Annotated in this window: 29 protein-coding genes and 2 pseudogenes; 14 read left to right on the top strand and 17 right to left on the bottom strand. The window is 38.9% G+C overall.

Annotated elements, in window-relative coordinates; translation table 11 throughout:
- Positions 1 to 401: 401 nt before the first annotated feature.
- Positions 402 to 1,148, top strand: coding sequence for a response regulator (locus AC012T_RS27005; RefSeq protein WP_487066988.1), 747 nt, complete (start codon positions 402 to 404; stop codon positions 1,146 to 1,148).
- Between the two features lie 167 nt (positions 1,149 to 1,315).
- Here AC012T_RS27005 and AC012T_RS27000 read toward each other — a convergent pair whose 3' ends face one another.
- Positions 1,316 to 1,726 (bottom strand): siphovirus Gp157 family protein, encoded by a 411-nt coding sequence (locus AC012T_RS27000; RefSeq protein ID WP_487066986.1) that lies wholly within the window; start codon positions 1,724 to 1,726, stop codon positions 1,316 to 1,318.
- Positions 1,727 to 1,916: 190 nt separating this feature from the next.
- On the opposite strand from AC012T_RS27000, the gene AC012T_RS26995 reads away from it, so the two are divergent.
- Both AC012T_RS26995 and AC012T_RS26990 read left to right on the top strand, forming a co-directional pair.
- A complete protein-coding gene (locus tag AC012T_RS26995; protein WP_487059527.1) occupies positions 1,917 to 2,840 on the top strand; it encodes a transposase in 924 nt (307 codons plus the stop codon).
- Positions 2,841 to 3,037: 197 nt separating this feature from the next.
- On the top strand, positions 3,038 to 4,036 hold the full coding sequence (locus AC012T_RS26990) for an adenine deaminase C-terminal domain-containing protein (protein ID WP_487066984.1): 999 nt from the start codon (positions 3,038 to 3,040) through the stop codon (positions 4,034 to 4,036).
- A gap of 257 nt (positions 4,037 to 4,293) precedes the next feature.
- On the opposite strand, the gene AC012T_RS26985 is transcribed toward AC012T_RS26990, so the two are convergent.
- Positions 4,294 to 4,494 (bottom strand): hypothetical protein, encoded by a 201-nt coding sequence (locus AC012T_RS26985; RefSeq protein ID WP_487066982.1) that lies wholly within the window; start codon positions 4,492 to 4,494, stop codon positions 4,294 to 4,296.
- Between the two features lie 193 nt (positions 4,495 to 4,687).
- Between AC012T_RS26985 and AC012T_RS26980 the strand changes: the two genes are divergently transcribed.
- Positions 4,688 to 5,044: a Spx/MgsR family RNA polymerase-binding regulatory protein gene (locus AC012T_RS26980; protein ID WP_487066980.1), complete on the top strand. Its 357-nt coding sequence runs from the start codon at positions 4,688 to 4,690 to the stop codon at positions 5,042 to 5,044.
- 50 nt (positions 5,045 to 5,094) lie between these two features.
- On the opposite strand, the gene AC012T_RS26975 is transcribed toward AC012T_RS26980, so the two are convergent.
- The 6 genes and pseudogenes from AC012T_RS26975 to AC012T_RS26950 form a co-directional block, all read right to left on the bottom strand.
- Positions 5,095 to 6,867, bottom strand: a complete 1,773-nt coding sequence (locus AC012T_RS26975) for a vWA domain-containing protein (RefSeq protein WP_487066978.1) — start codon at positions 6,865 to 6,867, stop codon at positions 5,095 to 5,097.
- Positions 6,857 to 7,243: a hypothetical protein gene (locus AC012T_RS26970; RefSeq protein ID WP_487066976.1), complete on the bottom strand. Its 387-nt coding sequence runs from the start codon at positions 7,241 to 7,243 to the stop codon at positions 6,857 to 6,859. The genes AC012T_RS26975 and AC012T_RS26970 overlap by 11 nt, the downstream gene beginning before the upstream one ends.
- 252 nt (positions 7,244 to 7,495) lie before the next feature.
- Positions 7,496 to 7,777, bottom strand: a complete 282-nt coding sequence (locus AC012T_RS26965; RefSeq protein ID WP_487067165.1) for a recombinase family protein — start codon at positions 7,775 to 7,777, stop codon at positions 7,496 to 7,498.
- Between the two features lie 281 nt (positions 7,778 to 8,058).
- A complete protein-coding gene (locus AC012T_RS26960) occupies positions 8,059 to 8,277 on the bottom strand; it encodes a hypothetical protein (RefSeq protein ID WP_487066974.1) in 219 nt (72 codons plus the stop codon).
- Between the two features lie 82 nt (positions 8,278 to 8,359).
- A pseudogene (locus tag AC012T_RS26955) lies at positions 8,360 to 8,878 on the bottom strand (ABC transporter ATP-binding protein); the annotation flags it as partial.
- Positions 8,879 to 9,118: 240 nt separating this feature from the next.
- Positions 9,119 to 10,129: an aldo/keto reductase gene (locus AC012T_RS26950; RefSeq protein ID WP_487066972.1), complete on the bottom strand. Its 1,011-nt coding sequence runs from the start codon at positions 10,127 to 10,129 to the stop codon at positions 9,119 to 9,121.
- 33 nt (positions 10,130 to 10,162) lie between these two features.
- Here AC012T_RS26950 and AC012T_RS26945 point away from each other — a divergent pair, with 33 nt between their 5' ends.
- On the top strand, positions 10,163 to 10,945 hold the full coding sequence (locus tag AC012T_RS26945; RefSeq protein WP_487067163.1) for a TSUP family transporter: 783 nt from the start codon (positions 10,163 to 10,165) through the stop codon (positions 10,943 to 10,945).
- A 77-nt stretch (positions 10,946 to 11,022) separates the two neighbouring features.
- Here AC012T_RS26945 and AC012T_RS26940 read toward each other — a convergent pair.
- The 3 genes and pseudogenes from AC012T_RS26940 to AC012T_RS26930 all read right to left on the bottom strand — a co-directional run bounded on the left by AC012T_RS26940 (position 11,023) and on the right by AC012T_RS26930 (position 15,751).
- Positions 11,023 to 12,563, bottom strand: a pseudogene (locus AC012T_RS26940) (amidohydrolase family protein).
- 300 nt (positions 12,564 to 12,863) lie between these two features.
- Positions 12,864 to 14,228, bottom strand: coding sequence for an LLM class flavin-dependent oxidoreductase (locus AC012T_RS26935; RefSeq protein ID WP_487066970.1), 1,365 nt, complete (start codon positions 14,226 to 14,228; stop codon positions 12,864 to 12,866).
- 179 nt (positions 14,229 to 14,407) lie between these two features.
- Complete coding sequence (locus AC012T_RS26930; protein ID WP_487066968.1) at positions 14,408 to 15,751, bottom strand: LLM class flavin-dependent oxidoreductase; 1,344 nt, start codon at positions 15,749 to 15,751, stop codon at positions 14,408 to 14,410.
- A gap of 527 nt (positions 15,752 to 16,278) precedes the next feature.
- Between AC012T_RS26930 and AC012T_RS26925 the strand changes: the two genes are divergently transcribed.
- On the top strand, positions 16,279 to 16,551 hold the full coding sequence (locus tag AC012T_RS26925) for an AbrB/MazE/SpoVT family DNA-binding domain-containing protein (protein WP_487066966.1): 273 nt from the start codon (positions 16,279 to 16,281) through the stop codon (positions 16,549 to 16,551).
- A 150-nt stretch (positions 16,552 to 16,701) separates the two neighbouring features.
- Here AC012T_RS26925 and AC012T_RS26920 read toward each other — a convergent pair whose 3' ends face one another.
- A complete protein-coding gene (locus AC012T_RS26920; protein WP_487066964.1) occupies positions 16,702 to 17,652 on the bottom strand; it encodes a DUF5677 domain-containing protein in 951 nt (316 codons plus the stop codon).
- Positions 17,653 to 17,757: 105 nt separating this feature from the next.
- Entirely contained in the window at positions 17,758 to 17,922 is a 165-nt protein-coding gene (locus tag AC012T_RS26915; protein ID WP_487066962.1) for a hypothetical protein, read from the bottom strand.
- 166 nt (positions 17,923 to 18,088) lie between these two features.
- Between AC012T_RS26915 and AC012T_RS26910 the strand changes: the two genes are divergently transcribed.
- The 4 genes from AC012T_RS26910 (at position 18,089) to AC012T_RS26895 (ending at position 19,914) form a co-directional block, all read left to right on the top strand.
- A complete protein-coding gene (locus tag AC012T_RS26910; RefSeq protein WP_487066960.1) occupies positions 18,089 to 18,325 on the top strand; it encodes an AbrB/MazE/SpoVT family DNA-binding domain-containing protein in 237 nt (78 codons plus the stop codon).
- Positions 18,326 to 18,333: 8 nt separating this feature from the next.
- The gene (locus AC012T_RS26905) at positions 18,334 to 18,477 is read left to right on the top strand and encodes a hypothetical protein (RefSeq protein ID WP_487066958.1); all 144 of its coding nucleotides are present in this window, start codon (positions 18,334 to 18,336) and stop codon (positions 18,475 to 18,477) included.
- 143 nt (positions 18,478 to 18,620) lie between these two features.
- Positions 18,621 to 19,646: an IS630 family transposase gene (locus AC012T_RS26900; protein ID WP_487059962.1), complete on the top strand. Its 1,026-nt coding sequence runs from the start codon at positions 18,621 to 18,623 to the stop codon at positions 19,644 to 19,646.
- A 10-nt stretch (positions 19,647 to 19,656) separates the two neighbouring features.
- On the top strand, positions 19,657 to 19,914 hold the full coding sequence (locus tag AC012T_RS26895; RefSeq protein ID WP_487067161.1) for a type II toxin-antitoxin system VapC family toxin: 258 nt from the start codon (positions 19,657 to 19,659) through the stop codon (positions 19,912 to 19,914).
- A 57-nt stretch (positions 19,915 to 19,971) separates the two neighbouring features.
- Here the strand turns inward: AC012T_RS26895 and AC012T_RS26890 are convergent, their stop codons facing one another.
- Positions 19,972 to 20,625 (bottom strand): HAD family hydrolase, encoded by a 654-nt coding sequence (locus AC012T_RS26890; protein ID WP_487066956.1) that lies wholly within the window; start codon positions 20,623 to 20,625, stop codon positions 19,972 to 19,974.
- Positions 20,626 to 20,635: 10 nt separating this feature from the next.
- Positions 20,636 to 20,989 (bottom strand): DOPA 4,5-dioxygenase family protein, encoded by a 354-nt coding sequence (locus AC012T_RS26885; RefSeq protein WP_487066954.1) that lies wholly within the window; start codon positions 20,987 to 20,989, stop codon positions 20,636 to 20,638.
- A 185-nt stretch (positions 20,990 to 21,174) separates the two neighbouring features.
- Here AC012T_RS26885 and AC012T_RS26880 point away from each other — a divergent pair, with 185 nt between their 5' ends.
- The 4 genes from AC012T_RS26880 to AC012T_RS26865 all read left to right on the top strand — a co-directional run bounded on the left by AC012T_RS26880 (position 21,175) and on the right by AC012T_RS26865 (position 23,854).
- The gene (locus AC012T_RS26880; RefSeq protein WP_487066952.1) at positions 21,175 to 21,384 is read left to right on the top strand and encodes a hypothetical protein; all 210 of its coding nucleotides are present in this window, start codon (positions 21,175 to 21,177) and stop codon (positions 21,382 to 21,384) included.
- Between the two features lie 160 nt (positions 21,385 to 21,544).
- A complete protein-coding gene (locus AC012T_RS26875; RefSeq protein WP_487066950.1) occupies positions 21,545 to 22,216 on the top strand; it encodes a glutathione S-transferase family protein in 672 nt (223 codons plus the stop codon).
- Between the two features lie 44 nt (positions 22,217 to 22,260).
- Positions 22,261 to 23,169 (top strand): TauD/TfdA dioxygenase family protein, encoded by a 909-nt coding sequence (locus AC012T_RS26870; RefSeq protein WP_487066948.1) that lies wholly within the window; start codon positions 22,261 to 22,263, stop codon positions 23,167 to 23,169.
- An 85-nt stretch (positions 23,170 to 23,254) separates the two neighbouring features.
- Positions 23,255 to 23,854 carry a thioredoxin family protein gene (locus AC012T_RS26865; RefSeq protein WP_487066946.1) on the top strand — a complete coding sequence of 200 codons (600 nt, stop codon included), beginning with the start codon at positions 23,255 to 23,257 and terminating at the stop codon, positions 23,852 to 23,854.
- Positions 23,855 to 24,024: 170 nt separating this feature from the next.
- On the opposite strand, the gene AC012T_RS26860 is transcribed toward AC012T_RS26865, so the two are convergent.
- On the bottom strand, positions 24,025 to 24,426 hold the full coding sequence (locus AC012T_RS26860; protein ID WP_487066944.1) for a helix-turn-helix domain-containing protein: 402 nt from the start codon (positions 24,424 to 24,426) through the stop codon (positions 24,025 to 24,027).
- On the bottom strand, positions 24,410 to 24,709 hold the full coding sequence (locus AC012T_RS26855; RefSeq protein ID WP_487066942.1) for a type II toxin-antitoxin system HigB family toxin: 300 nt from the start codon (positions 24,707 to 24,709) through the stop codon (positions 24,410 to 24,412). The genes AC012T_RS26860 and AC012T_RS26855 overlap by 17 nt, the downstream gene beginning before the upstream one ends.
- Positions 24,710 to 24,794 lie beyond the last annotated feature (85 nt).

The raw sequence follows: 24,794 nt of genomic DNA, 5'->3' as shown, positions 1-24,794 counted from the left end.
TAATCAATACATAGATAGATGTTAACAATACCTTAGCCAAATTACGAGGGTGAGATGATAATGCTTTAACTATAAACTCCCGTTTCTCGTTAGGCTTGGCAAAAACAATCAGTCCTAAAAATTCCTTGAAGGTTTCCCACAAGGGTTTTTAATGTATTGATTGTAGGATAAGGGTTTTAGATTCTAAATAACCTTTTCCTCGAACGCTTATGTATGCTTATCTTTGTCGTTTTTGCCAAAAATTATCAAGGCTCTTATTTTGGCTAAGGTATTGATGACAACTAAGAAAAATTGACGTGTTGTTTACGAACCAAGAATCGCCTGCTTGGAAGTGTCAAACAGATACATCAATTATTTTCGACATTGGTGAGAGTACATTGAACCAGTCGCTGAGGTAAGTCATGAAAAACATGAGAGTGGCAATTATTGAAGACCACAGTTTGACCAGGGTAGGAATACGCAGTTGTTTGAATGAGCAAAAGAATATTCAAGTTATAGGAGATGCAGAGACAGGTACTGCTGGTCTAGAATTGCTTCAAGATACCAAGCCAGATATTGCCATTGTGGATATCGGTTTACCAGATATGGATGGCATAACAGTGGTGCATCGGTTTCGACAATCTATGCCACCAGGAGCAGCAGCACAAACGAAAATTATGATGCTCACTTCTTTTGCTCAAGAACAGAAGGTCTTGGCAGCGTTTGCTGCTGGGGCAGACTCTTACTGTGTTAAAAACATTAAGTTTGAGTTGCTGTTAGAAGCTCTATACATGACTTATAAAGGCTATTCTTGGATAGATGCAGCGATCGCTCGTATTATTCTCAAGCATACTCGTCAATTGGCATCGGCAATGACGGCAGCGAAATCAAAAGTTGCTCAAACAGTGACCATCTCTGCGATTGACCCAGACCAAGCCAGTCTTCTCAAAGCAGATCCACTGACAAACAAGGAACTGCAAGTCTTGGAGTTGATTGTTCAAGGTTATACAAATCGAGAGATTGCCAAAAGACTCTATCTCAGCGTCGGCAGTGTAAAGATATATGTGCGTGGTGTTTTGAACAAACTTTGTGCCAATGCTGCTTTTGAGGGACGTAACCATCGCACCCAAGCAGCTGTCATAGCCTTGCGGGCTGGTTTATGCAATTGAATTCAGGGATAAGTTTTCCAGAGTAAGGGCATCTCTCAAGAAAAAAGTGGTGCAGCGCGTTCCCCCATGAGCGACTGCACCAATCTAACATCACCTAACCTTTTGGGTTGATACCCCAACCATAAACCCATTTTTTTCGGTAAGTCCTGAACTAGTTGCGTTAATTGCTAAGGTAATAGTGAATCTTTGAAGTCTTGAATCGCTGTTGCTGTTAAAGCATAAACAACCCGCCGCTTACGTTCAACATGAGTACCATCCACAGGAATTCCTTTCTTCCAAGCAGCAATAATTGCTTTCTTATCTGCTGAGTAAACGGTCTTTTCTCTGCGGTATTTTAAAGGCAATTTTTCTGCATCTACAAGTACATCACAACTCGGTGGATTTTCTTTAATTGTGATCCGCAGTGAATTACCAACTATTTGCTCAGGGATAATTCCTGTGGCATTATGTTCTAAAATGGTTTCATCTAATTTCTGTCGCCAGCGTTCTAGTCTTAATAGTGCTGATTGATGCACGGCTTTGAGATGTTCTAATCGTTGCTTAATAGCTGCTATTTCTGCATCTAGTTGCAATGCCAATTCGGCTTGGATATCAACAGCTTCAGATTGTACTTCTTGAGTTTCCCAAATAGCGGTGATGATAGCAGCTTCCTCTTCAGGAATCTGACAATTGCTTAACTGTTCCCAGAGATGAGCAGCAGTTTAGACATCTCCAAAATAGTAATATTCTGTGGTAAAAGAGAGGATAAGAGATTTTTGATACACAAATATGAGTAGTCTACTGAATTATATTGAAGAGAATCAAAAAGAAACACAGAGGTTGATTGGACTGGAGTATGTGGAGCTACAACAGTTAATCGAAAATGCAGAAAACTTACACAATGAGAAACAAGGTTTATTAGAAGCAAGAAAAATTAGAATTATTGCAGGTGGAGGTGGACGTAAACCCAAATTATCTATCCGTGAACAAATAATTTTAACCTTGGTGTATCTGAGGCACATGACAACATTTCAACTGCTGGGGATTCAATTTGGAGTCAGCGAATCTACAGCCAATAGTACATTTAATTACTGGTTGCCACTCCTAAGAGAATTACTGCCATCTAGTTTACTTGAACAAGTAAAAAAAAACGCATCTGACTATGAAATAGTTAAAGAGATACTGACAGACTATGAATTAATTGTAGATAGCTATGAGCAAGTCAGGGAAAGACCTGGAGACAATCAAGAACAAGAAAAATATTACTCTGGCAAGAAGTGTCATCATACATTTAAAACTCAGATGGTTATCTTGCCAGATGCCAGTGACATAGTTGATGTAGTGGCTGGGGAAAAAGGTCCCAAAAGTGATATTACTTTATTCCGAGAACATCGCTCAAAGTTTGACCAAAACCAAAGATTTAAGGGAGATTTAGCCTATCAAGGAGAAGATTTAATTTCTACTCCCATTAAGAAACCAAAAAAGCGAGAATTAACCATTGAACAGAAAGAAGAAAACCAGAAATTCTCAGCCAAACGGGTGTTTGTTGAACACCGTATTCGTTCCGTCAAAATATTTCGAGTTGTCCAGGAACGATTCCGGTTAAATCCTCACAAATATGAACAAGTAATTTTGACAATTTGTGGCTTAGTCAGATTACGAATTGGCTCCCTCATATTACCAACAGAAATAAATCCCTTAACCCCTGGCTAAAATTGACGCATATAACTTCGTATTTTTATCTTGTTACTATCAGTAAATATCTCAAACACCTATTCTATCGTCTACATTAGCTAGTTTGCAATCCTGGCTTTTGCAGTTTGTCAGCTAGTCACAAAGCGGCTTTGATAGTTTTCGGAGATGTCTAATGTTCTTCCTTGGGTGAGGCTTTAGAGAAAATAGCATTGGGAATGAAGATTCAGATTCGGGAGGGTTCAGCAGCTAAAAATTTTGATGCCCTGCACAGTTTAATTGATGTTTACCCAGAACGGTGTATGTTTTGCAGTGATGATAAACACCCTGATGATTTAGTTACTGGACACATTAATCTCTTGGTCAAACGGGCAGTGGCTTTAGGTCATGATGTCATGAATGTGTTGCAAGTTGCCTGTGTAAACCCTGTCAAACACTACAATCTTGATGTGGGACTGCTGCAAGTTGGGGACAGCGCAGATTTGATTTTTGTTGATAATTTACAAGATTTTACGGTGTTGGCTACTTACTGTCAGGGTGAGTTAACAGCAAAGTCCGGGTCAACTTTGTTATCGTTTGTTCCGGTTACACCTATTAATAATTTTATCACTACTGCAAAAACACCGGGGGATTTTGAAATAACTGCCAAGGGTGCAACAGTCAGAGTGATTACCGTTACTGATGGTCAGTTGATGACAGGGGAAAAGTGTGTACCAGCGCAGATGGAAAATGGTAAAGTTACAGTTGATCTAGAGCAAGATATCCTGAAAATTACGGTGGTAAATCGCTATCAGGATACACCGCCGTCGGTGGCATTAGTGCAGAACTTTGGATTGAAGCAAGGGGCGATCGCATCAAGTGTAGCCCATGATTCCCATAACATTGTGGCAGTGGGGACAACGGACTTAGAAATCTGTACTGCGGTAAATGCCATTATTCAACATCAAGGTGGTATTGCGGTAGTCGAAGGTAATAAGGTTGACGTATTACCCTTATCAGTAGCGGGTTTGATGAGTGACGGTGATGGTAATGAAGTTGCCAAAAAATACGCAGAACTCGATGCCAGGGCAAAACGATTAGGTTCAACACTATCTGCACCATTCATGACTCTTTCTTTTATGGCGTTGCTGGTGATACCTGAATTAAAACTTAGTGATCAAGGATTATTTGATGGGAGAAAATTCCAGTTTATACCACTGTTTGTTGATGAATTATAGGCATTCCCAAGAAGCGTGAGGTACAGAGTTTTTTAGTCATACTGCTCGGTTAACGAAATAAATAAGGCTGAAACCCTTGAAATATCGTTATTTGTAATACCCAAAAAAGGCTTAACCGAGTAGTATTGATTGAACTGGCACTTTTCTATTAATTATCCATAAAACAGACGCAAGAACCGCAATTTTTAATTGTTAATTGTCCATTATTGAAATAGCTCCTGTTAAACAGTTGACAGCGAAGTTTTGAGTATGGAGATTTAAACCCCTGTTATGTGCTGATTTTTGATATAATCTTCCCAATGCCAGACAATTTCCAGTTCTGCTTGACTTTTTGCATTTTCACCATGTTCGCCAACGACAAACCGCATAAAAGCAGCAATTGCCAAGGCTTGATGACAATCAAAACCATATACTTTAATCACCTCACTAGGGATACTTTTTCGCAAACTTCCCAACATTTATTCCATAGGACTTCATGCACAAAATATGTTGCATATTTTTACAAAAAATCATCTGTTCCAGTAGCTTTCGGTGTAAACTACGGTAATACCCATAATTTTCGAGACAGTCCCTCCAAAACACACAAAATTAACATACTAGGTTTCTGCTGTTTAAGCTAAAATATCTGCTTTAAATTTATTCATCTTTTTTATGTCTATCCAAATCTACGGGATACCGAACTGCGGAACTTGTAAAAAAGCTTTCAAGTGGCTTCAAGAAAATGGTATTGATTATGAGTTCATTAATACCAAAGAAACTCCTCCAACTCGTGAGATGGTCGAAAACTGGGTTAAGTCTTTAGGTTCTGCGGCTATGCGAAACACCTCCGGTCAATCCTACCGGGCTTTAGGTGATGAAAAGAAAACTTGGACAGACGAGCAATGGATTGAGGCATTCGCTAAGGATGCAATGCTACTCAAACGCCCCCTTTTCCTCAAAGATGGAACGGCTGTGCTGGTAGGTTTTAAAGATAAAGATGAGGTAGTAAGGCAAAAGTTGGGACTTTAACAAAGATCCGCCCTACGTTTTTAAACGTGGGTTTCTCCTGCCTCCTTAATTTACTTAATCCTGAAAACCTGACCTTTAGGAATAAAAGGTAAATACCGACCCACAGGAATTAAAAAAGCGTGTTCTCGACGAATATGTAAATTATCGCAATAGCCATCAGTAATAATTAACAATGGTCCATTTTTGGGGAAATCATCCGCTTTTTCCAGTAAATCAATACCGGGTTGTAAAACAGTACCGCCTCTACCCTTGACTTGAACTCTATCTGCTAGAGATTCTGGTGTTAAATAACCTTGATCATAAGCAAAAGCATCACAGAAAACAACCCGCACCAAAGAAACATCATGAGAAATACTATAACTAGCGATCCCTCCCAATGCCTTTCCCAATAACTCCCGCTCCATTGAACCAGAAGTATCTAAAACAACCCCAAATGTTCGACCCTCTTCATGATTGCTATCAGGTACATAACAAGGACGAGGAATATCAGGAGTTGCTGACTGACGACGACTAGGACGGCTATATGATCTAACTTTAATTAAAGGCGAAAAATAATTATCAAACCACTTAGCTAATTCCACATCCCAAGGAATTGGTGGATAACTCAAAGCGCGAATTTCTTCAATTAAACCTGCGGGTAAAAAACCGCGATTTTGTTCTTGGTGATATGCAAGTCCTTGACTTAAACAACGACGATAAAATTCATCCAGTGCCACACCATCACCATAAGTCCACCAATCTGCTCTTTGTGGTTCTAAAATGTCACATTGTCCAATTCCCCGGAGAGTAGCTAGTTTACGATAAAGGCGTAAATCTTTGACAATTCTGTCATAAATTGACTCAGCAGATAAATTTTTCAAATCAGGATCATACAATGCTCCCACATGAGGTAATTCACCTACCCCCATTTCTATTAACCAAGAATTAATCACATAATCACAAGCAACATTCCACAAATAAGGCTCTCTTCCTTGACGACGGGTATCATGTCTCAGTCCGGCGTGTAATAATTCATGAGCCATTACAAATCGGTATTCTTCATTTGTTAATCCGCCGGCAGGATTAATAAAAATTTGCTTATTTTCTACATCAATAGCGGCTACAGAAATTTCTAACCGTTGACAAATTAATGGATCTTCAATAATTTCAAAATTAGTTGCTAAAGCTCCCAACAAAGGATAACTATTAATAAACCAAGCCTTAGCTTTTTGTGCAGGAGTGTTATTTTTACTTTCCCCTGCTAGAGAAATATCCTGTCCTGCGGCTACAGATACAGCATTAGTAACGGCTTTTGTTAAACCTTCTCCAAACACAGCTTGCCAATCAATTTTAGCATACCAATAATGACTTTTGGGAGTTTCGATAAACATATCAACAAAGTCATTTCCAGGAATACCCCGCTCACAAAATTCTTGATATAAACTGTCTTCATTGCGGTTAGCAAAGTTGAGGGGAAAAAGGTATTCTTCTGGAGCAGTTCCTAATTTTAAATCTGCCAGAAATTTAGCAATAAAATAATTACAAGCGGCATTCCATTCACGGAAATGGGTGCGTTCTTGGAAGTGACCAAAACCCAAATGTAAGAGACAATGAGCCAGTACATAAACCCATTCTTCAGGAGAACCCCGTCGGGTGGGATGTACATAAATTGTACCTAAATTGTTAATGACAGCCCAATGTTTTGGCGGACATTGATTACTCGGTTGACGATTAATGTTAGCATGATAAAGTAAAGATGTAAAAATTGGATGTTGTTGCAAGATGTTATATCCTTGCTGAAATTGTAGTTTAGCAATATCTTTTTGATCCTGTTTACGTGGCATTTTCTTTCTTGACTAAACGTGGTAAGTCTCTAACTATTTCTACCATTAACCAACTAGGTAAAACATCGCCTTTCTCAGTTTCCGAAACCACCATTTGGGCAATTTCAAAGCTGATAGCGGCTAAATCTTTGAGTAGTCCTTTGGCGCGATGGGCTAAGTCTTTGTGATTACCTGTAATTGCTTGGCGTTCTTGGGGTAATTCTTTGATGAGTTGAGCGCGGAATGATTGAGCTAAAAAATAGAGGACATCTCTATCTTCTGGTAGGTGTGGCCAACCAATTTCACCTTTAAGAATTGCTGTTAGTTGGTATTTACTTTTAATTTGTTTAATAAAACCTTTGAATTGGGTAGCATGCTGGGGAGAAAGACACCCCAAAGCGAGAACTTCTAGCCAATGATGGCATCACCGTGCCGATTCGGGAAATTTGTACGCTAAGAAAATTTCAAAAAGTTGAAACCCTTAACTATCAATAGTTTCAGGAAGTGTCATCCGAATGAAATTTTTTGTATTTCAGACCAATGGTCGTTAAAAAATTCCTTGAGAGTTGAACGTTAAAAATCTTTAATGGCAAGGCTTTGGACGATTACTCTGATTTCTTAGCGTACAAAACTCCCAATTTGGCACAGTCTAGCCTCTACGCACGCAGCACTCCAACATTTCTAATACTTGTAGGGTGGAGCGTGCCATGCGACTGACTTCTGAAAAAATTACTACATCTTTTGCTTGCGCTGTTTGAGTCAGTAGTAGTCCTACACCCCGCTCTGACCATTTCTCTCGTCCAGAAACAGTGTCCTCTATAAACTGGATGGGACTTAAAGCATGGGTGTTGGCATATTCTAAAATGCCATGTCGTTGGTTGTGTACGTCTTGTTTGTCGCTGGAGACCCTCAAGTAAGCGTAAATGGCCATAGCCACCTTGGCTGTCCGTTTAAACAGCTTTGAATATTTAATCGAACGGTGTTAGTTCAAATTAAACCACGAAAAATGTACATATGTGTCTAGTGTAAAAGTTGGTTTAATCTGGACAGTTTTGGGCGCTAAATGCTGTAACTCAATTCCCACAAGGCTTACGGCTTATTTGCAGTTATTGTGGTTTCAAACCTCTTGTTTGCGGTTTGAAAATTATGTTTGCAGTTTCATTTGCAAAGAATGTGGTTTTGCAACCCCTCTTATTTGCAGTTATTGTGGTTTCAAAAATGCCTTGTTTGCAGTTTTATCTCTGGATGTTTGCAGTTCGCTACAATTAACAACTGGTCTTCTATGCTCAGTTTCCCCGGTCGTCCTGTTTTCCGCTTTGTTTTTGAATGCCAGCGCACTACCTCCGTCATCTGGCTAAAAGTCTCTGGATGCACTCCACACAAGCGTTTGAATTCTTCTGGTTTCAGGGTTTTTACCTTTTCGTAGCTCATATATTTCAAGAAAGCTCTAAGCTACTTGTCCCACGCTTATGGGACTTTTGCAAGAGGTCTAATATCCACCCCATCAATCAATAGAAACGATATAGACGATAATTACTGGCATAAATTCAGTAATCATCATTTGCATGGTTTGGGTGACACCAAGGGAAGTTTCCGCAATACGATGGGCTAATGCTCCCGCAAAACTACTGCTGAGATAACGATGGGAATGTTGTTGTAAGTAGGCATATAAAGACCGAACAATATGCTGTCTGTGGATAGGATGGAGGATAGTTTGCAACAGTCCAGCAGAACGCCCAAATACCACCTCACCTATACTCAAGGACGTGAACAGGATTAGAGGTTGTCTCAAGGTATCAAAAATGAGTTTGCTGTCTCCTGTGGAGCGGGTCACACTGCGGATCATCTCACCGATCGCATAAGGTAACATAATTCCACAGGTGGCGTGTATGATCTCCAGGGACACCATTAACACATACCACCAGCGGAACTGATTAACGAAATAACAAATAAATTGGAAGGGAGTATCTGGCAAGTTTGGCGCATTGGGAGCGCGTTGAAAAGATTTAGAAAGTCTTACCTTTTTCATCATTTTAGCTGCTGTAACAAATAAAAATAGACGGCTGGATTAACCGTCCGGTGAAGTTTAATAAAATCATCCAAAAGTCACCTAACGCAATGTGAATTCAATGAACCTCTCCCCAACCCCTCTCCGACACGGAGAGGGGCAGAAGTATTACTTGTTTCCACTACAAAAATCAGGCTTTTAAGCCTCTCCCCTAAAAGGAGAGAGGTTTGGAGAGGGGTTTTGTTTAAATCTGTCGAAATCACGTTAACGCACAGCATCTCCCCGGCGATATTCTGCGGTGATGTCGTCTAATTTTTGTTTTAAATTGTCGTCAAGTTTTACTTCCACAGCTTTGAGACTGTCAAAAAGTTGTTCTGGACGACTCACACCAATGATGGGGGCTGTAATAATCGGATTAGCCAAAACCCAAGCCACGGCTAAAGTAGTGAGAGATAATCCTGCTAGATCGGCAACTGTGCGTAATTCCTCCACAGTATTGAATTCGCGATCGCGCCAATATCTTTCTTGATAACGTTCTGCGGCTGTACCCAAGGTAAAACGAGTACCTGCGGTGGGTCCTTCAGCCAGATTATGTTTACCTGTCAGCAGTCCCCCGGCTAAAGGGTTGTAGGGAATTACAGCTAATCCTTCTTCTTGTGCTAATGGTAATAATTCGCGCTCAATTTCTCGGAATAAGAGGTTATAGCGGGGCTGAATGGAGACGAAACGAGTCAAATGACGCACATCTGCACGACCTAAAGCGCGGGCTAGTCGGTAAGCTAAGAAATTAGAAACACCGATATAGCGGACTTTACCAGCCCGAACTATTGTATCTAGTGCTTCTAGAGTTTCATCTAGGGGTGTTGAAGCATCATCAGAATGCAATTGATAGAGGTCAACATAATCAGTTCCCAATCGTCGGAGGGAAGCATCAATGGCATCTAAAATATGTTTGCGTGAAGATCCCTGATCCCAAGGTGCAGCACCAACTTTACCGACGGCTTTTGTCGCCACAATAAAATGTTCTCGTTTGCCTTTTAACCAACGGCCGATAATTTCCTCTGTTCGTCCAGCAGTGGGTAGTCCACCACCAAGAGGATAAACATCGGCTGTATCGAGAAAGTTAATTCCAGCTTCGGTGGCGGTATCGAGGATTTTTATAGATGTTTCTTCGTCGGTTTGTAGTCCAAAGGTCATTGTACCGAGAACGAGTCGGGAAACAGTGAGTCCGGTTTGACCGAGTTTAGTAGTTGGTAAAGTTATAGAATTGCTCATAATCTAGTTTTTGTTATGGGTGTGAAAATTTTGATGCGGAATATTTGGGCGTTTGCTTGGGGTGCTTTGGTTGGAATTTTTGGGGGATTAATTGGTTTAGGTGGTGCAGAATTTCGCCTACCAGTTTTAGTTAGCATTTTTAACTATCGAACTTTACAAGCAATTATTATTAATCTCATTGTGAGTCTCGTTACTGTCACCTTTTCATTCATTTTTCGGAGTGGCTTTATTGGTCTTGAGAATGTTTTTGCAAACCTGACAATAATCATCAACATTCTGGCAGGCTCTCTCATTGGCTCTTATCTTGGGGTTAACTATGTAACCAAGATCAACGAACGAACATTAAATCGAGTTGTTGTCGTTTTTCTATTTTTACTCAGCTTTGTATTAATTGGGCATAATTTTATTTTCAGTCTTCAGAGTTGGCAACTTACAAATTTACTAAGAATCAGTATCGCGTTTGTAGCGGGAATTGTGATTGGGATATTCAGCAGTATGCTTGGTGTAGCAGGTGGTGAATTGATTATCCCGACAATTATTATGGTGTTTGCAATTGACATCAAATTAGCAGGAAGTTTGAGTCTGGCAATCAGCATTCCCACAATTATAATGGGTCTATACAAATATAGAAGTCAGCAAAGACTGAAAGAAGTGAAATCAGAACAAAGATTCATTGTTTCAATGGCTTCTGGTTCAATATTGGGAGCATTTATTGGCAGCAGTCTTTTGAGATATGTAGCAAGTTCTTCCTTATATCTAATTTTGGGTATCATTCTATTGTTGTCGGCATTGAAGTTAGCAAAGCATAAGCCATAGAAAATGGATTTAGAGACGTTATATGTAAATATGTAACGTCTCTATGGGATTTATTTCGCGCAACCTCACAAGGTCATTTACACACCTACCAAGGTCTTATCTACTGGTTGAGATTCGGTCTTAGGTAGTTTGGATTCTACGGCTGTACCTTTGAAGAAATCAGGGTTAGCTTGGGTGTAGAATTTATAGGGATTGCCGAATACATAAGCTTTGAAGTCATCTTCAGAAATTACGCCTTCTCTGACCAAATCCCAGCTTTCGGCTAAAGGTGCGGTGAGATCGGGTACATCCCAGTGACCAACATCGGAGGAATAGATGGCGTTGAGCTTAACTCCCAAGGGGTTTTGGCTTTATCGTTGAATGCCGCAGCAATTGTACGGTCATCAGACTCAGAACCAAAGAAGAAACTATTGACCCAGCGATCGCGTATATCTTCAATAGATTGAATCCCTGCTGCACCAAAATCTTCCAATTCGCTACCCACTGGTGAACGACTATGACGGTTGAAGGAAGCTCCCAATACACTCTTAGTTAATTCTTCTTTGCTGAGAGAATGTCCTTGAGTAATGTCACCACCATACTGTTCAAACAACTCAAACAACTCATCTGGGTTAGCTAAATCTGGGTTGTAGTTTTGCAGTCCTTCTAAACTCCGTTTGGAGAACCGGTCTACTAAATGAATGTAGACGTGAGCGCCCCAATCTGCACCACCTTCGAGCATTCCAACTCGCAATTGTGGGAAGCGTCTGGTTACACCACCAAAGAATAAGGCTTTAGCAAACGCTTGAGAACCATCGGCAAAGTGTCCGATATGGTTGTTCATGTAGTTACTGATGGAGGAGCGTCCAGTCCATCCTTGGCTACCGTAATGAGTGGTGAGAGGTACGCCTAATTCAACGGCTTTAGCCCAGAAGGGATCATAGTCATATTCACTATCTAATCCGAAAAAGTCAATGTAAGAGGCATATTTACCAATTTCAGGGAATTGATCGGCTGGGTATTTATCAGCGATTGCCTTAATTGGTCGTTTTACACCACCAGGAATATTTGCCACCTTCAATCCTAGTGTTTTGACTGCAAATTCTAATTCCTCAATCGCTTCTTGGGGGGTAGTCATGGGGATACCAGCTACCACAGTCAGGCGATCGCTATATTGACGGTAAATATCAGCGTGATAGTGATTAATCGCCCTATGCAATAATTGCCGATTCTCCTTACTTGCACCAGCCGCAGCTAAGGCATTATTGGGGAATAGCACAGAATAGTCTGAGCCTTGCTCCGCTTGACGTTCATAGAGTAATGCAGGGAGAGTGTAGGTAGCCAAATCTAAGGTATTACGAGTAACTCTAGCCCACCAAGGCGATCGCAATGTCCGATTATATTGACGTTCTTCAGGAGTTTGTTGATACCAATCTTTACCTTCACTCTTAGAATTAAGACGAGAAGATTCAGCCTTGCGTAATTCATCTACCAGTTTCACACCGCCATAGTGAGCAATATAATCCTCAAGGGCAGGAGTAAAATCATTAGTGTGAACATCAGTATCAATGACAGGATAATCCAGATTGGCTCTAACTGCGGCGGAGGGAGAGCTTTTCAACTTGCTATATTTAGTCATATTTTCCTTAGAAAAGTTATAAGACAATTTAGATCCCTGACTTCTCAAACAATTGCAGAATCTAAAAGTTATGAATTTTCAAAAAATCGGGGATCTGTGGGAGATTGCGCTATTGATTTTGACTTGAGTTTTAAACGTGAAATTGAAGATTCTTGTCTTTTTGACAAGCATAACTTTCCGATAGTTTGAAACCCCGGTAGGCTTTTAACGTCTGTGCTGACGTTCTCTTGTAGGGTGCGTCAGATACGATAAAGTGGTTATTGTGAACAAATTTTCGACTGACGCACCAAAGTTTTTTATTTACGCCAAAACCAATGTTTTTTCCTGTTGTTGAACAGCAAAACGATTAACTGGACGACGTAAACCAAGGTTTTCACGCAAGGTACTACCCTCGTATTCAGTGCGGAATAATCCACGTTTTTGCAGAACAGGAACAACTAAATTTACAAACTCATCCAACCCTGTAGGTAGGATAGGTGGCATAATGTTGAAACCATCCGCCGCACCATTGATAAACCACTCTTCTAATTGATCAGCAATGGTTTCAGGAGTACCCAAAATAGTACGATGACCCCGTGCAGTCGCCAAAGATAGATATAATTGACGTAGAGTAAGACCACCGCGAGTAGCTAAGTCTGTCACCAGTTTCAACCGACTCTTATTATTGTTAGTATCACTAGGCAATTCCGGTGCTAAATCATCAAAAGAGTATTGTGATAAATCTACACCTTTGTAATAATTTTTGAGGATTCCCCACGCCACTTCAGGATGAATTAAAGATTGCAGAAATTCATATTTTTCCTGAGCTTCTTCTTCAGTCCGGCCGATGATGGGGAAAGCACCAGGCATGATTTTGAGATCATCGGGAGAGCGATCGTATTTTGCCAACCTTCCTTTCACATCTGCATAGAACGCTTGAGCATCAGCTAAAGTTTGATTAGCTGTAAAAATTACCTCAGCAGTACGGGCAGCTAAATCTCTGCCTGGTTCAGAAGCACCAGCTTGAACAATGACTGGATAACCTTGGGGTGGACGAGCAACATTTAAAGGACCCCTAACGGAAAAATGTTTGCCTTTATGATTTAATGTGTGCAGTTTGTCGGCATCAAAATAAACACCAGATTCTCTATCTCTGATAAAAGCATCATCTTCCCAACTATCCCACAATCCTTGCACCACTTCCACGAACTCCTGCGCCCGTTCATAACGTTGGCTATGTTCTGGGTGATGTTCTAGTCCGAAATTAGCCGCCGCATTCTCATTTCCTGTGGTGACTACATTCCACCCCGCACGGCCGTTACTCAAATGGTCGAGGGAAGCAAACTTCCGTGCCAATGTATAGGGATCTTCATAAGTAGTGGAAGCTGTGGAAATAAAGCCGATGTTTTTGGTGACGGAGGATAAAGCAGAAAACAGCGTCACAGGCTCGAAATGAGCTATTTTACCGTTACGAATCTGAGTTTCAGGAGAACCACCCCAAATTCCTGGACTATCTGCTAGAAAAACCGCATCAAATAATCCCCGTTCCGCAGTTTGGGTAATTTCTTTGTAATGCTCAAAATTCAAACCTGCATCTATTTGTGTATTGGGATGTCGCCAAGCAGAAATATGATGTCCAGTAGCTTGAATAAATGCACCTAAACGAAATTTACGTTTTGCGCTCATATATTTTTGTATGGTGTAACTGCAAAGCTGATTCGTGAAAATTGAAAATTCCATTTCTCAAGCTCTTACTCTTTGCGCCTCTGCGTGAGACAAATTTCAGGAATAACGAACCACAGAGGCACAGAGGACGCAGAGGAATGAGGGTTGGAGAGAGATTTTGCGTAAGTTCTAAAATTTATTTAAACTGCTGCTAATACCTTTTGATATTGATTAACTGGACGAGATAAACCGAGATTTTCCCGCAGAGTTGTTCCTTCATACTCAGTGCGGAACAATCCCCGCCGTTGTAGTTCAGGAATTACCAAGTCAACAAAATCATCTAGTCCACCAGGAAGATAAGGAGGCATAATATTGAAGCCGTCAGCAGCATCATTGACAAACCAGCTTTCTAGTTGATCTGCAATTTGCACTGGTGTACCGATAATTGTCCAATGACCACGCGCTCCCGCAATCCATTGATAAAGCTCCCGAATGGTAAAATTGTGTTTGCGAGCAATATCAATTAATAATGCTTGGCGGCTTTTGTTATCGTTGGTTTCGGGTAAATCTGGTAGTGGTCCATCCAGAGGATAGGCGGAAAGATCCGTACCTATGAGTCCTTGTAATAAAGCCAAACCAACCTGGGGATGAATTAAATCTTGTAGTTCTTGATACTTGGCTTTTGCTTCTGTTTCTGTGATACCAACTACGGGAAATACACCGGGCATAACCTTGAGTTGGTCTGGTGTGCGTCCATATTTTGCTAATCTACCTTTAACATCTGCATAGAAGGCTTGAGCATCTTCTAGAGTTTGTTGAGCAGTAAATATAACTTCGGCTGTTTTACCAGCAAGTTCTTTACCATCTTCTGAAGAACCTGCTTGCACGATTACAGGATAACCTTGGGGTGGACGGGCAATGTTCAATGGTCCGCGCACGGAGAAAAATCTGCCTTTATGGTTAAGTTGATGTATTTTGTTGGGGTCGTAGTAAAAAGCTGTTTCTTTATCACGGACAAAAGCATCATCTTCCCAACTATCCCATAAACCTTTGACTACATCAATAAATTCATGGGCGCGGATGTACCGTTCTGCATGAATAGGATGGGCTTCTAAACCGAAATTCCCAGCAGCTTCACTACTACCGGTTGTCACCACATTCCAGCCGGCGCGTCCTCCAGAAATATGATCTAAGGAAGCAAATTTACGTGCCAGAATATACGGGTCTTCATAAGTGGTAGAGGCAGTGGCAATAAAACCAATCTTTTCTGTTACCGCAGACAAGGCTGAAAAGAGGGTAACAGGTTCAAAGTCACCACCAAAAGCTGTCCGTCCTTCTGCACCGGGACGATGTTGTAAGGCTAAACCGTCGGCAAGAAAAAATGCGTCGAATTTACCACGCTCGGCTGTCTGGGCTATTTGTTTATAATGCTCAAAGTTGAGAGCGCCATGACTCTGTGCTTGGGGATGTCGCCAAGCTGCAACGTGCTGACCTGCACCGGGTAAAAATGCACCTAGTCTTAGTTGTTTTTGTTGTTTGCTCATATTAGACTCCAAGTAATATTTTTTACAAATGAATATAGGATGATAATGATTTTCTGGTCTGGCAGTTGTCATATATATCAATGTGACTACCCCATATTTGTTGGGAAAGCTTTTTCAACTCCTTAGCCATAGTTGTAGGCATTAGCGTTAGTGGTGCGTTGCCAATAAAACTACTGTATCTCGACTGGTTTATTGTAGATTAATAGTAGAATCTCATAACTCTCCTAAAAAAGCAAGTACCTTTTAAGAAAAAATTGATTAACTAAATTTGTTAGTGACTAATTGTTAGATATTCAAAGTATTTGATGGCTTTGGAGTGTGCAGAGTAGGCGATCGCCCAATTTGGATACAACATATAGAATAAATGTACTTATATTTGATTACTGAGTGAAACGAAGTAACTTAGAATATAAGTATGCAAGCTCCAGAATACAGGTAGTAAATAAATGAAAATAATTTTGCTAACTTACGAAGACTTAGACTTTTGCTAACCTAGAAATAGGTATAAAAGAAGGAAATATCAAGCTATGACACTTGCTAATTCATCAATTCCTCAACACTATACACTTGATATTGAACCGGAAGGACGTTTAACTTTACCCCCAGAAATCCAACAAAGACTTAATTTAGAATCTGGAGATAGATTAATTTTAACTCTGGAAGATAATGAAAAACTTCAATTGGTCAGTCTCAAACAACAAGTTAAAAAATTAAGAGGTTTATTAAAAGATAAATCACCTGATAGAAACTTGGTAGATGAACTTATTCAGGAACGCAGAGAGGAGTATTTAAGTGAATAAATCTGTATTAGATACTTCTTGACATAAATAGTTTTTACTTCTTTGTCCTTGACAAAATTATAGCTTTGCTGCAAAGGAAAAAATTCTCAACAGATAAAGGCAAAATTGAGCGACTGCAAGAGACTGTAAACTAAGCAAAGATTAGTCCGGTTATTCTGCTGCACTAGTGTTATTTGGCTGCGATGAATTCTGAATAAAACCATGCTTGAATTTCTCAATAATAGAAAAGTGCAGTGCTACATACAAAATTGGTTGTTCACGATAGAACTGTGGAACGTTCATGTTCATTTCTTCAAACGTGATCATTTCAGTCCAACGATTGTCTGACAGAATGGATTCACGAATTTTTGTGATGGCAGTTTCTACTACTAAATTTGGGTTAATATACTGTTCAAAAAGCTCAAAATATAGGCAAAAAAGGAGCGATCCATAAATTTTACAAAACTTGGTGTAGTACAACGGCAAGTGCTTAACTGAAAAGGCAACCTTATCTTCTAAATTTCCCCAACCTAATCTTAATAATGTCTGTGCGCTAAAGTGAACGGTACTTGACGTAAGACTATAAATAAAGTCATACAGCAAATCTAGAACATCCGGTGCCAACTTTTCTGCAAGCTGCCGAGCCGGAGGAATGTCGTTTTTACCGTTGAAATTTGGCCATCCATTTTCACGCCAAATTGTTCGTACTTCATCTTTCAATATCTTAAATGAGGGATCACCATCTTCATTCCATTGAATTACAGGTTGAAACAATCTGTATTTATTAAAAAAAGTCTGTTGTTTTTTAATTCTTCCAACTTGTTCAATTTGCTGAAGACAGAACAAAAGACGTTCACGTGTTTCATACTCCAATTTTGAAATAAATTCCAAAACAATTAAATCTTCAGTAATTCCTCTCAACGTACTAATAGAGAAAAAGTAAGTTTCAGATTCCCTGTTATCGTAAACAAACTGTAAAAACTCATAGGACTTTGCTAGTGATGCACGTAAACAAGATAAGAAAAGCTCTAGTTGTGGTAAAAATCTGCTTTGAGTAAAATCAACCATAAATTCATGAATTTCATTCAAAATATCTCCGATTTCCTCATTTTTCTCAGCCATTTAAGTTACTCCTGTTAAATCTTACTAGTCTAAGCTTAAACCTGTTTGTATCGTTAACCCATTCAAAATGCAATGCACTGAACAGGTTTAAATTTGTTATATTAACTAAATCAAAGGTAGTAATGTAGGAATTTCCTTTGGACAATCAGCAATTAAATCAGCGTTGTGAGTTTCCAACTCTTCCCTGCTTCCATAGCCATAAGTCACACCAATGGAAGCTATATTATTTTTCTTAGCTCCGATGATATCATGAGAGCGTAGGCATCGCACTTTAGTTGAGGATATTACAATTAAAACGCTAATAAACTTATTAATTCGATTTTTTGGATTTATGATATCTACTATAAATTTGCTACAATCCAAGATATAGGCACTAATGATGGCATAATATAAATTTATTGTATAATTAGAATAAGCAAAAAAATCAAACAAAACAATGGAAGTTATAACAGTCAATAAAAATGGAGAAATCACTCTTCCTGAAAATTTAAGAAAACAATTAAGACTAGATGAAGAGTCTAAATTATCCTTAAAAATAGAAGCAGGAAGGCTAATTCTAACACCCCTTACGGAAGATGTCGAACTATTAGAGCAAGACGGTATATTAACTTTTTCTGCTACTTTAACTACTGATGAAGATATTAATACACTGATTGAGAAATTACGATACTAAAAAATTAGATGATAAAAGTATTATTTGATACTTCTGTGATTGTAGCAGGGTTATGGTTAGAACATCCAGATCATCAAAAATGTTTACCTTGGCTACAACAAGTACAAACACAAGCAATTCAAGGAATAATTTGTACTAGAACAAAGGAATAATTTGTACTAGAACATTAGCAGAACTTTATCGAGTTTTAACCAGTCTTCCTATTAAACCTCGTCTATAGCAATCCGGAATCATTCATGAGAAAATACGGAGAGAGCTTAAAAGTAACGTTTGAAACCAAGGTGCAGGTGTGGTGATGTGGATACAATTATTAGAAGATTTTATCAAAAATAATAAAGAGCCACGTGAAATCAAGCGAGCTACAGCAGTAAAAATGCTGTTATGTGGATACAAGCATGAAGAGATAATGCCAATATTAGGTGTCTCATCTGGCTTCATTAGTACCTATAAAAAAGCATTTTTTAAACTGGGGCTGGAAGGGTTAAAACTAGGGCATAAAGGAAGTAAAGGTTTTCTAGATGAGCTTCAACGTGCCGAGGTAATGGAATGGTTGCAAACCAAAGACAGATGGACTTTAAATGAATTAGAGTACTATATTGCCTCAGAATATGGAGTAACATTCTCCTCAAAACAAAGTTACTACGATTTATTTGATGCTGCCAGTATTAGTTGGAAGAAAACTCAAGCAAATAATCCAAAATATAACCAAGAATTAGTAGATTCAAAAAAAAAAGAGATTTGTGAGTTGTTGGAGACGCGACGGTCTCAAATAGAGACAGGAGACCTAGTTGTGTTCATGGTAGATGAATGTCATTTACTTTGGGGGGATATAATAGGGTATGTTTGGGGGAAAACTAGTGAACGAGTAACAATACCAGTAGTAAATGCTCGTGATAAACAAACATATTTCGGTGCATTGGATTATAAAACCAAAGAATTTCTCACGTATAAAGCTGAAAAAGGTGACTCTAAAAACACAATTAATTTTTTAGAATATCTTCAAAAACAGCGACCTGGAGCCAAACTTTTAATAATTTGGGATGGTGCAAGTTATCATCGTTCACAAGAAATTCAAGATTATCTAGATTCATTAAATCGTGAACTTGAAAAAGAACAATGGTGGATTACCTGCTTGAGATTTGCCCCGAATGCACCACAACAGAATCCTGTAGAAGATATTTGGCTACAAGCAAAACGATTAATTAGAGAGTTTTATTTTTTCTGTCATTCTTTTACTGTAGTCAAGGCGTTATTTGAGTTATCCATTCATTGTCAAATTTTTGACTTTCCAAAACTTTATGAGTATGGTGTTTTCTCATGAATGATTTAGGATTGCTATATCTCCTCGAATCACTAAACAACTGATTGATACTAGCTTACAGCATTTTGAAATTATTCCTCTAACTACAGAAGATTATCAACAAGTCGTTGAACAAATGGTGAAGTTAAACATTATGGGTGGTGTAATTTATGATGCTTTAATTGCTCAAATTGCCATTAAACATAATATTGATCAGATAGTTACTTTGAATGCTAAAGACTTTATACGATTGAGTAATCAAATTGCTGAATTAGTAAGAGTTCCTTAATCGTTGTATTGTTTTCATTTCTTGTATTACTAAATAGGTTTAAATTTGCTATCTTAATCAAATCAAAGGCAATAATGTAGGAATTTCCTTTGGACAATCAGCAATTAAATCAGCGTTGTGAGTTTCCAATTCCTCCCTACTTCCATAGCCATAAGTCACACCAATTGCAGCAATATTATTTTTCTTAGCTCCGATGATATCATGAGAGCGATCGCCTACCATAACGACAGCAGATGCTAAAAGGCTTTCCCTCTCTACAATGTAGGAAATTAAATCACTTTTCACACTTCTATTCCCATCCAACTCACTACCATAAACACCATCAAACAAAGGTGCTAAATCAAAATATTCAATAATGCGTGTAGCATAAATTTGAGGTTTAGAAGTCGCTACAAAAGTCTGATAACCAGCAGCACGAATAATTTGTAGGGTTTCAGGAATTTGCGGATAAAGGGAGTTTTCAAATAACCCAATCGTAGAAAAGCGACTACGATAGAGTAAAATTGCCTCCTCCAGCAATGTGTCATCAGAAGTTTGCAATAACTGGGAAAAACTGCTTTTCAGTGGTGGGCCAATACACCAAAGCAATTCATTAGCATCTGGTGGTTTATAACCAAGTTCCGATAAAGCATACTGAATACAGCCAGTAATTCCAGGTTTAGGATCAGTTAGAGTTCCATCCAGGTCAAAAAGGATTGTGTGAGAAAGCATTTTGGTAAGTTTAAATAGTTTTTAACCTTTGTAGGAACTCAATATTTAACCGTAGTTTTTCTCCTAGCCACAGAGAATTATCTGTATGATCTTTGATATCATCTCCCGTTTCTGGGTGAACTAAAACATCTAAACCTTCACGATTAACCATTAACCAAGGCACAACTTCACCAAACTGATGTGGTAAAAATGCTACTTGATACATTGATTTTGGGTGTGGCCCTATAGGCTGTTCATGCCAACGTCCCAATCTTACATCAAATTTAGCACTTAAACCTTCTCTTACACGAGCAGCAGCTTCACGACTGACGGTATCAAAATAAATATGTGCATGAAACCCAGTAATCTCGGTATTTTTATTCATAATTCTTGATTTCACTCTTGCTCTCAAGTATAACTTAACGATTACTTAGTTATGCTAATCATTAGTCAGTCGTAAGTTTAGGTAGGCACATATTTTCTTGTCAAACCACTTGAATTTTCTTTCTGGTCATGTAATACTACTAAAATAATCACCAGTAACTCGGTCAACAAACTGTGGTTTCTATTTTGTCTCAAGCCGTCCATAAATTATTCAAACCCGTCAAGGGTGATGTACAGATAACTGACAATAGTTATGTCTGCGCTGGTTTCGATATTGGAAGTAACTATGGAGTTAAGGGTAGGACTTATGCAAGTGTCACACCAAACATCTATTTTAGATTGTTTTATGGTGCGGTGCGTCAGATACAAATATCCGTTTATTTACAGGATTTATGAAGTCTGACTCACCCTACAAATGCCATCTGCGTAAGTCATGAAGGGGTGAAAGTTAGTGAGCGTAAATCAATTAGCTACTGACTATTTAATAGTTGGGTTTTTGATATAAACAAATTCCCCATACCCAAGCACAAATCCTAATTTACTAAGGAATTTAAATATGGCTGACATTAAGATTTATAGTGCGGTTGTTTGTCCTTATGCTCACCGTACTCGCTTGGTACTTCAAGAAAAGGGTATTGATTTTGATTTGATTGAAATTGATTTGCAGAATAAACCAGAAGGTTTTACAAAAGTTTCTCCCTATGGAAAAGTACCTGCAATTACTCATGGAGAAAATCGAGTTTGGGAATCAGCAGTTATTAATGAATATCTGGATGAAGTATTTCCTAACCCACCCCTTTTACCTAGCAACCCCATTGCAAAAGCTCAGGCTCGGATTTGGATAGATTTTGCTAATACGAGATTAGTTCCTGCTTTTTCTACTCTATTACGCAGTCCAGATTTCCAAAAACAAGAAGAAGCCAAACAAGAACTCTACAAACATCTAGAATTTATTGAAAATGAAGGTTTAGGAAAACTTTCGGGAGATGGTCCCTACTGGTTTAGTGAATCTATCAGTTTAGTTGATTTTACCTTTTTCCCTTGGTTTGAAAGATGGGGCGCTCTTAAAGATTATCGTGGCTTTGGTATCCCTGCTGAATTCTCTCGTTTGAAACAGTGGAAACACGCGCTCAAAGAACGTCCATCTGTTCAGGCGATCGCGCACTCGAAAGAGTTCTATATTGAGCGATATGCTAAATTTGCTGCTCCTGTTCCTGTCGCTGCTTAGTCAAACGCTGCATTTAACTATTACTAAATTGAGAACACAGATTTATGAGTTATCAAAACATAGAAGTCAAACCAATTGCTGGCCGCATCGGTGCAAAAATTAAAGGTGTTAATCTAGCTGAAAACCTCAGTGATGAAATCATCAGCGAAATTAGAAAAGCTCTAGTTGAATATAAAGTCATTTTCTTCCGTGGACAAGAACTAGATGCTGATGGACAAGTAAATTTTGCGCGTCGTTTTGGTGAAATCACTACTGCACATCCCACAGTTCCATCACTTCCTAGACATCCAGAAGTATTGGATTTAGATTACAGCCGCACTGTTGCCCGTGCGAATAACTGGCACACTGATGTTACATTTGTAGATCGTCCGCCCCTTGGCTCGGTCTTGAGAGCATTGGTAATTCCTCCAGCGGGAGGGGATACCATTTGGGCAAATTCGGTGACTGCATACCAGGATTTACCGGAGCATTTGCGTAATTTAGCGGATAAACTTTGGGCTGTACATAGTAATGCTTATGATTATGCGACAGCCTTTGATATACCCGAAGAAGTGAAAACTTACCGAGATGTGTTTACTTCAACGGTGTATGAAACTTTGCATCCAGTGGTGAGAATTCACCCTGAATCTGGGGAAAAAGGTTTGTTTATTGGTGGTTTTGTGCGTCAAATTCGGGGTTTATCTCCAACTGAATCAGGGGAGATTATTCGACTATTGCAATCTTATGTTACACGACCTGAGAATACAGTGCGTTGGCGTTGGCAGGTTGGGGATGTGGCGTTTTGGGATAACCGCGCTACTCAACATTATGCGATCGCAGATTATGGAGATCAAGCCCGTCGGGTACAGCGTGTAACCATTGCTGGTGATCTTCCTTTAGGTATTGACGGTAAGTATAGTCAAGCCATTAAAGGAGATTCTTCCGCATATATTCCCAATCTTGTAGCAGCTTAATCACAGGCTAATTGTAGGGTGTGTTACCGCAAAAGGTAATGCACCACTTTGATCATGAATTTGATAATTTAAGGAGTTGGATTTTATGGTTTTAACACCTTCGACAATGTTACCTTTGGGGACTTTAGCACCTAATTTTTCTCTCCCAGATGTGGTTTCAGGGAAAACGATTTCATTGACAAATTTTGCTGATAAAAAAGCTTTAGTAGTTATCTTTCTGAGTCGTCATTGTCCTTTTGTGCAACATATCAAATTTGAATTAGTAAAATTAGGACAAGATTACAAAAATAGAAATGTGGGTATTTTAGCAATTAGTTCTAATGATATTAATACTCATTCTGATGATGCACCAGAATTACTTAAAGATTTTGCTCAAGAAATAGATTTATCCTATCCTTTACTTTATGATGAAAGTCAAAAAGCGGCTAAAGATTTTTTTGCTGCTTGTACTCCAGACTTTTTTGTATTTGATAGAAACAGAAAGCTGGCTTATCGGGGACAATTAGATGATAGTCGTCCGAAAAATGGTTTACCTGTAACTGGACAAGATTTGCGGAAAGCGATTAATTATGTTTTAGCTGATGAGGTAATTACTTGGGAGCAAAAGCCGAGTATTGGGTGCAATATCAAATGGAAAGTAGGGAATGAGCCGGTTTATTATAAAGTTCCGGTGGCGGTTGGGTAGTTACTCCCTTCCCTCTATAAAGAATCTGGATTAAATGAACCGCAAAGACGCAAAGGACGCGAAGGAAGAAGGAAGAAGATATGTAATCTTACGCTGGGAAGGGATTAGGATTTTTTTGGAGAAGATTGTTAATGTAGAGATGTTTTAGGGAACGTCTCTACAGAATAATCCTATTCATGAAATATACTTGCTTCTACATGAAAAAAGTTTGCCAATTTCTGGGTTAATTCTGGATTTATTTTCTGATTGCCATTTAAAAGATCATCAACCAAAGTTGCTGAACCTAAAACAGTTTGTAAATCGGCTTTAGTTCTATCAGATTGTTCCAAAAGAAATAACAGCATAGATTGAGGATTATTTTGCTGATTAGGCTGATAATATTCTTGTTCAAATTTTTCAATTAAAGTAATTAATAATTGGTAGAGTTCATTTTCTTCTGGACTGCGTTTTCGGTGCATTAAATCTTCGACAATGGCTAAAGCTTGTTCGTTTTCTGCTTCAGTCCTGATAACTTTGGGAAGATAAGCTGTTAATAGTTCTTTGTATTTGTCAGGATTAAAAGTAAGGGTCATTTTTCCAATTGTCCTTATCGTATTCCGCGTGGGTGAGGATATATTTAATATAAATTAATTGACCTTCATAGTCTATACTAACAATTAAACGGTATTTATTACCTTTAATGTTGAAAACTGTAAAATTGCCTACAGCCTCAGCTTTAGGAAAAACCTGCTGTACTGCAACCAAATTTGACCATTTAGCTTTACTAGCGATTTTATACCAGTTGTTCAGTGCTTCCTCACAATCAGCGTGATTTTCTGCATATTCTCTTAATATTTTAAAACTAATAACGTGCATCTTCACTGATTAAAAAAGAGAGGGAATACCTATTATGCAAAATTCAAAAATTTTATAAAAAGCTTTTTGTATTGTTTTTAGATTT

The organism is Anabaena sp. EIM26 (genome assembly GCF_057568715.1).
This window is presented reverse-complemented; position numbering and strand designations above follow the sequence as displayed.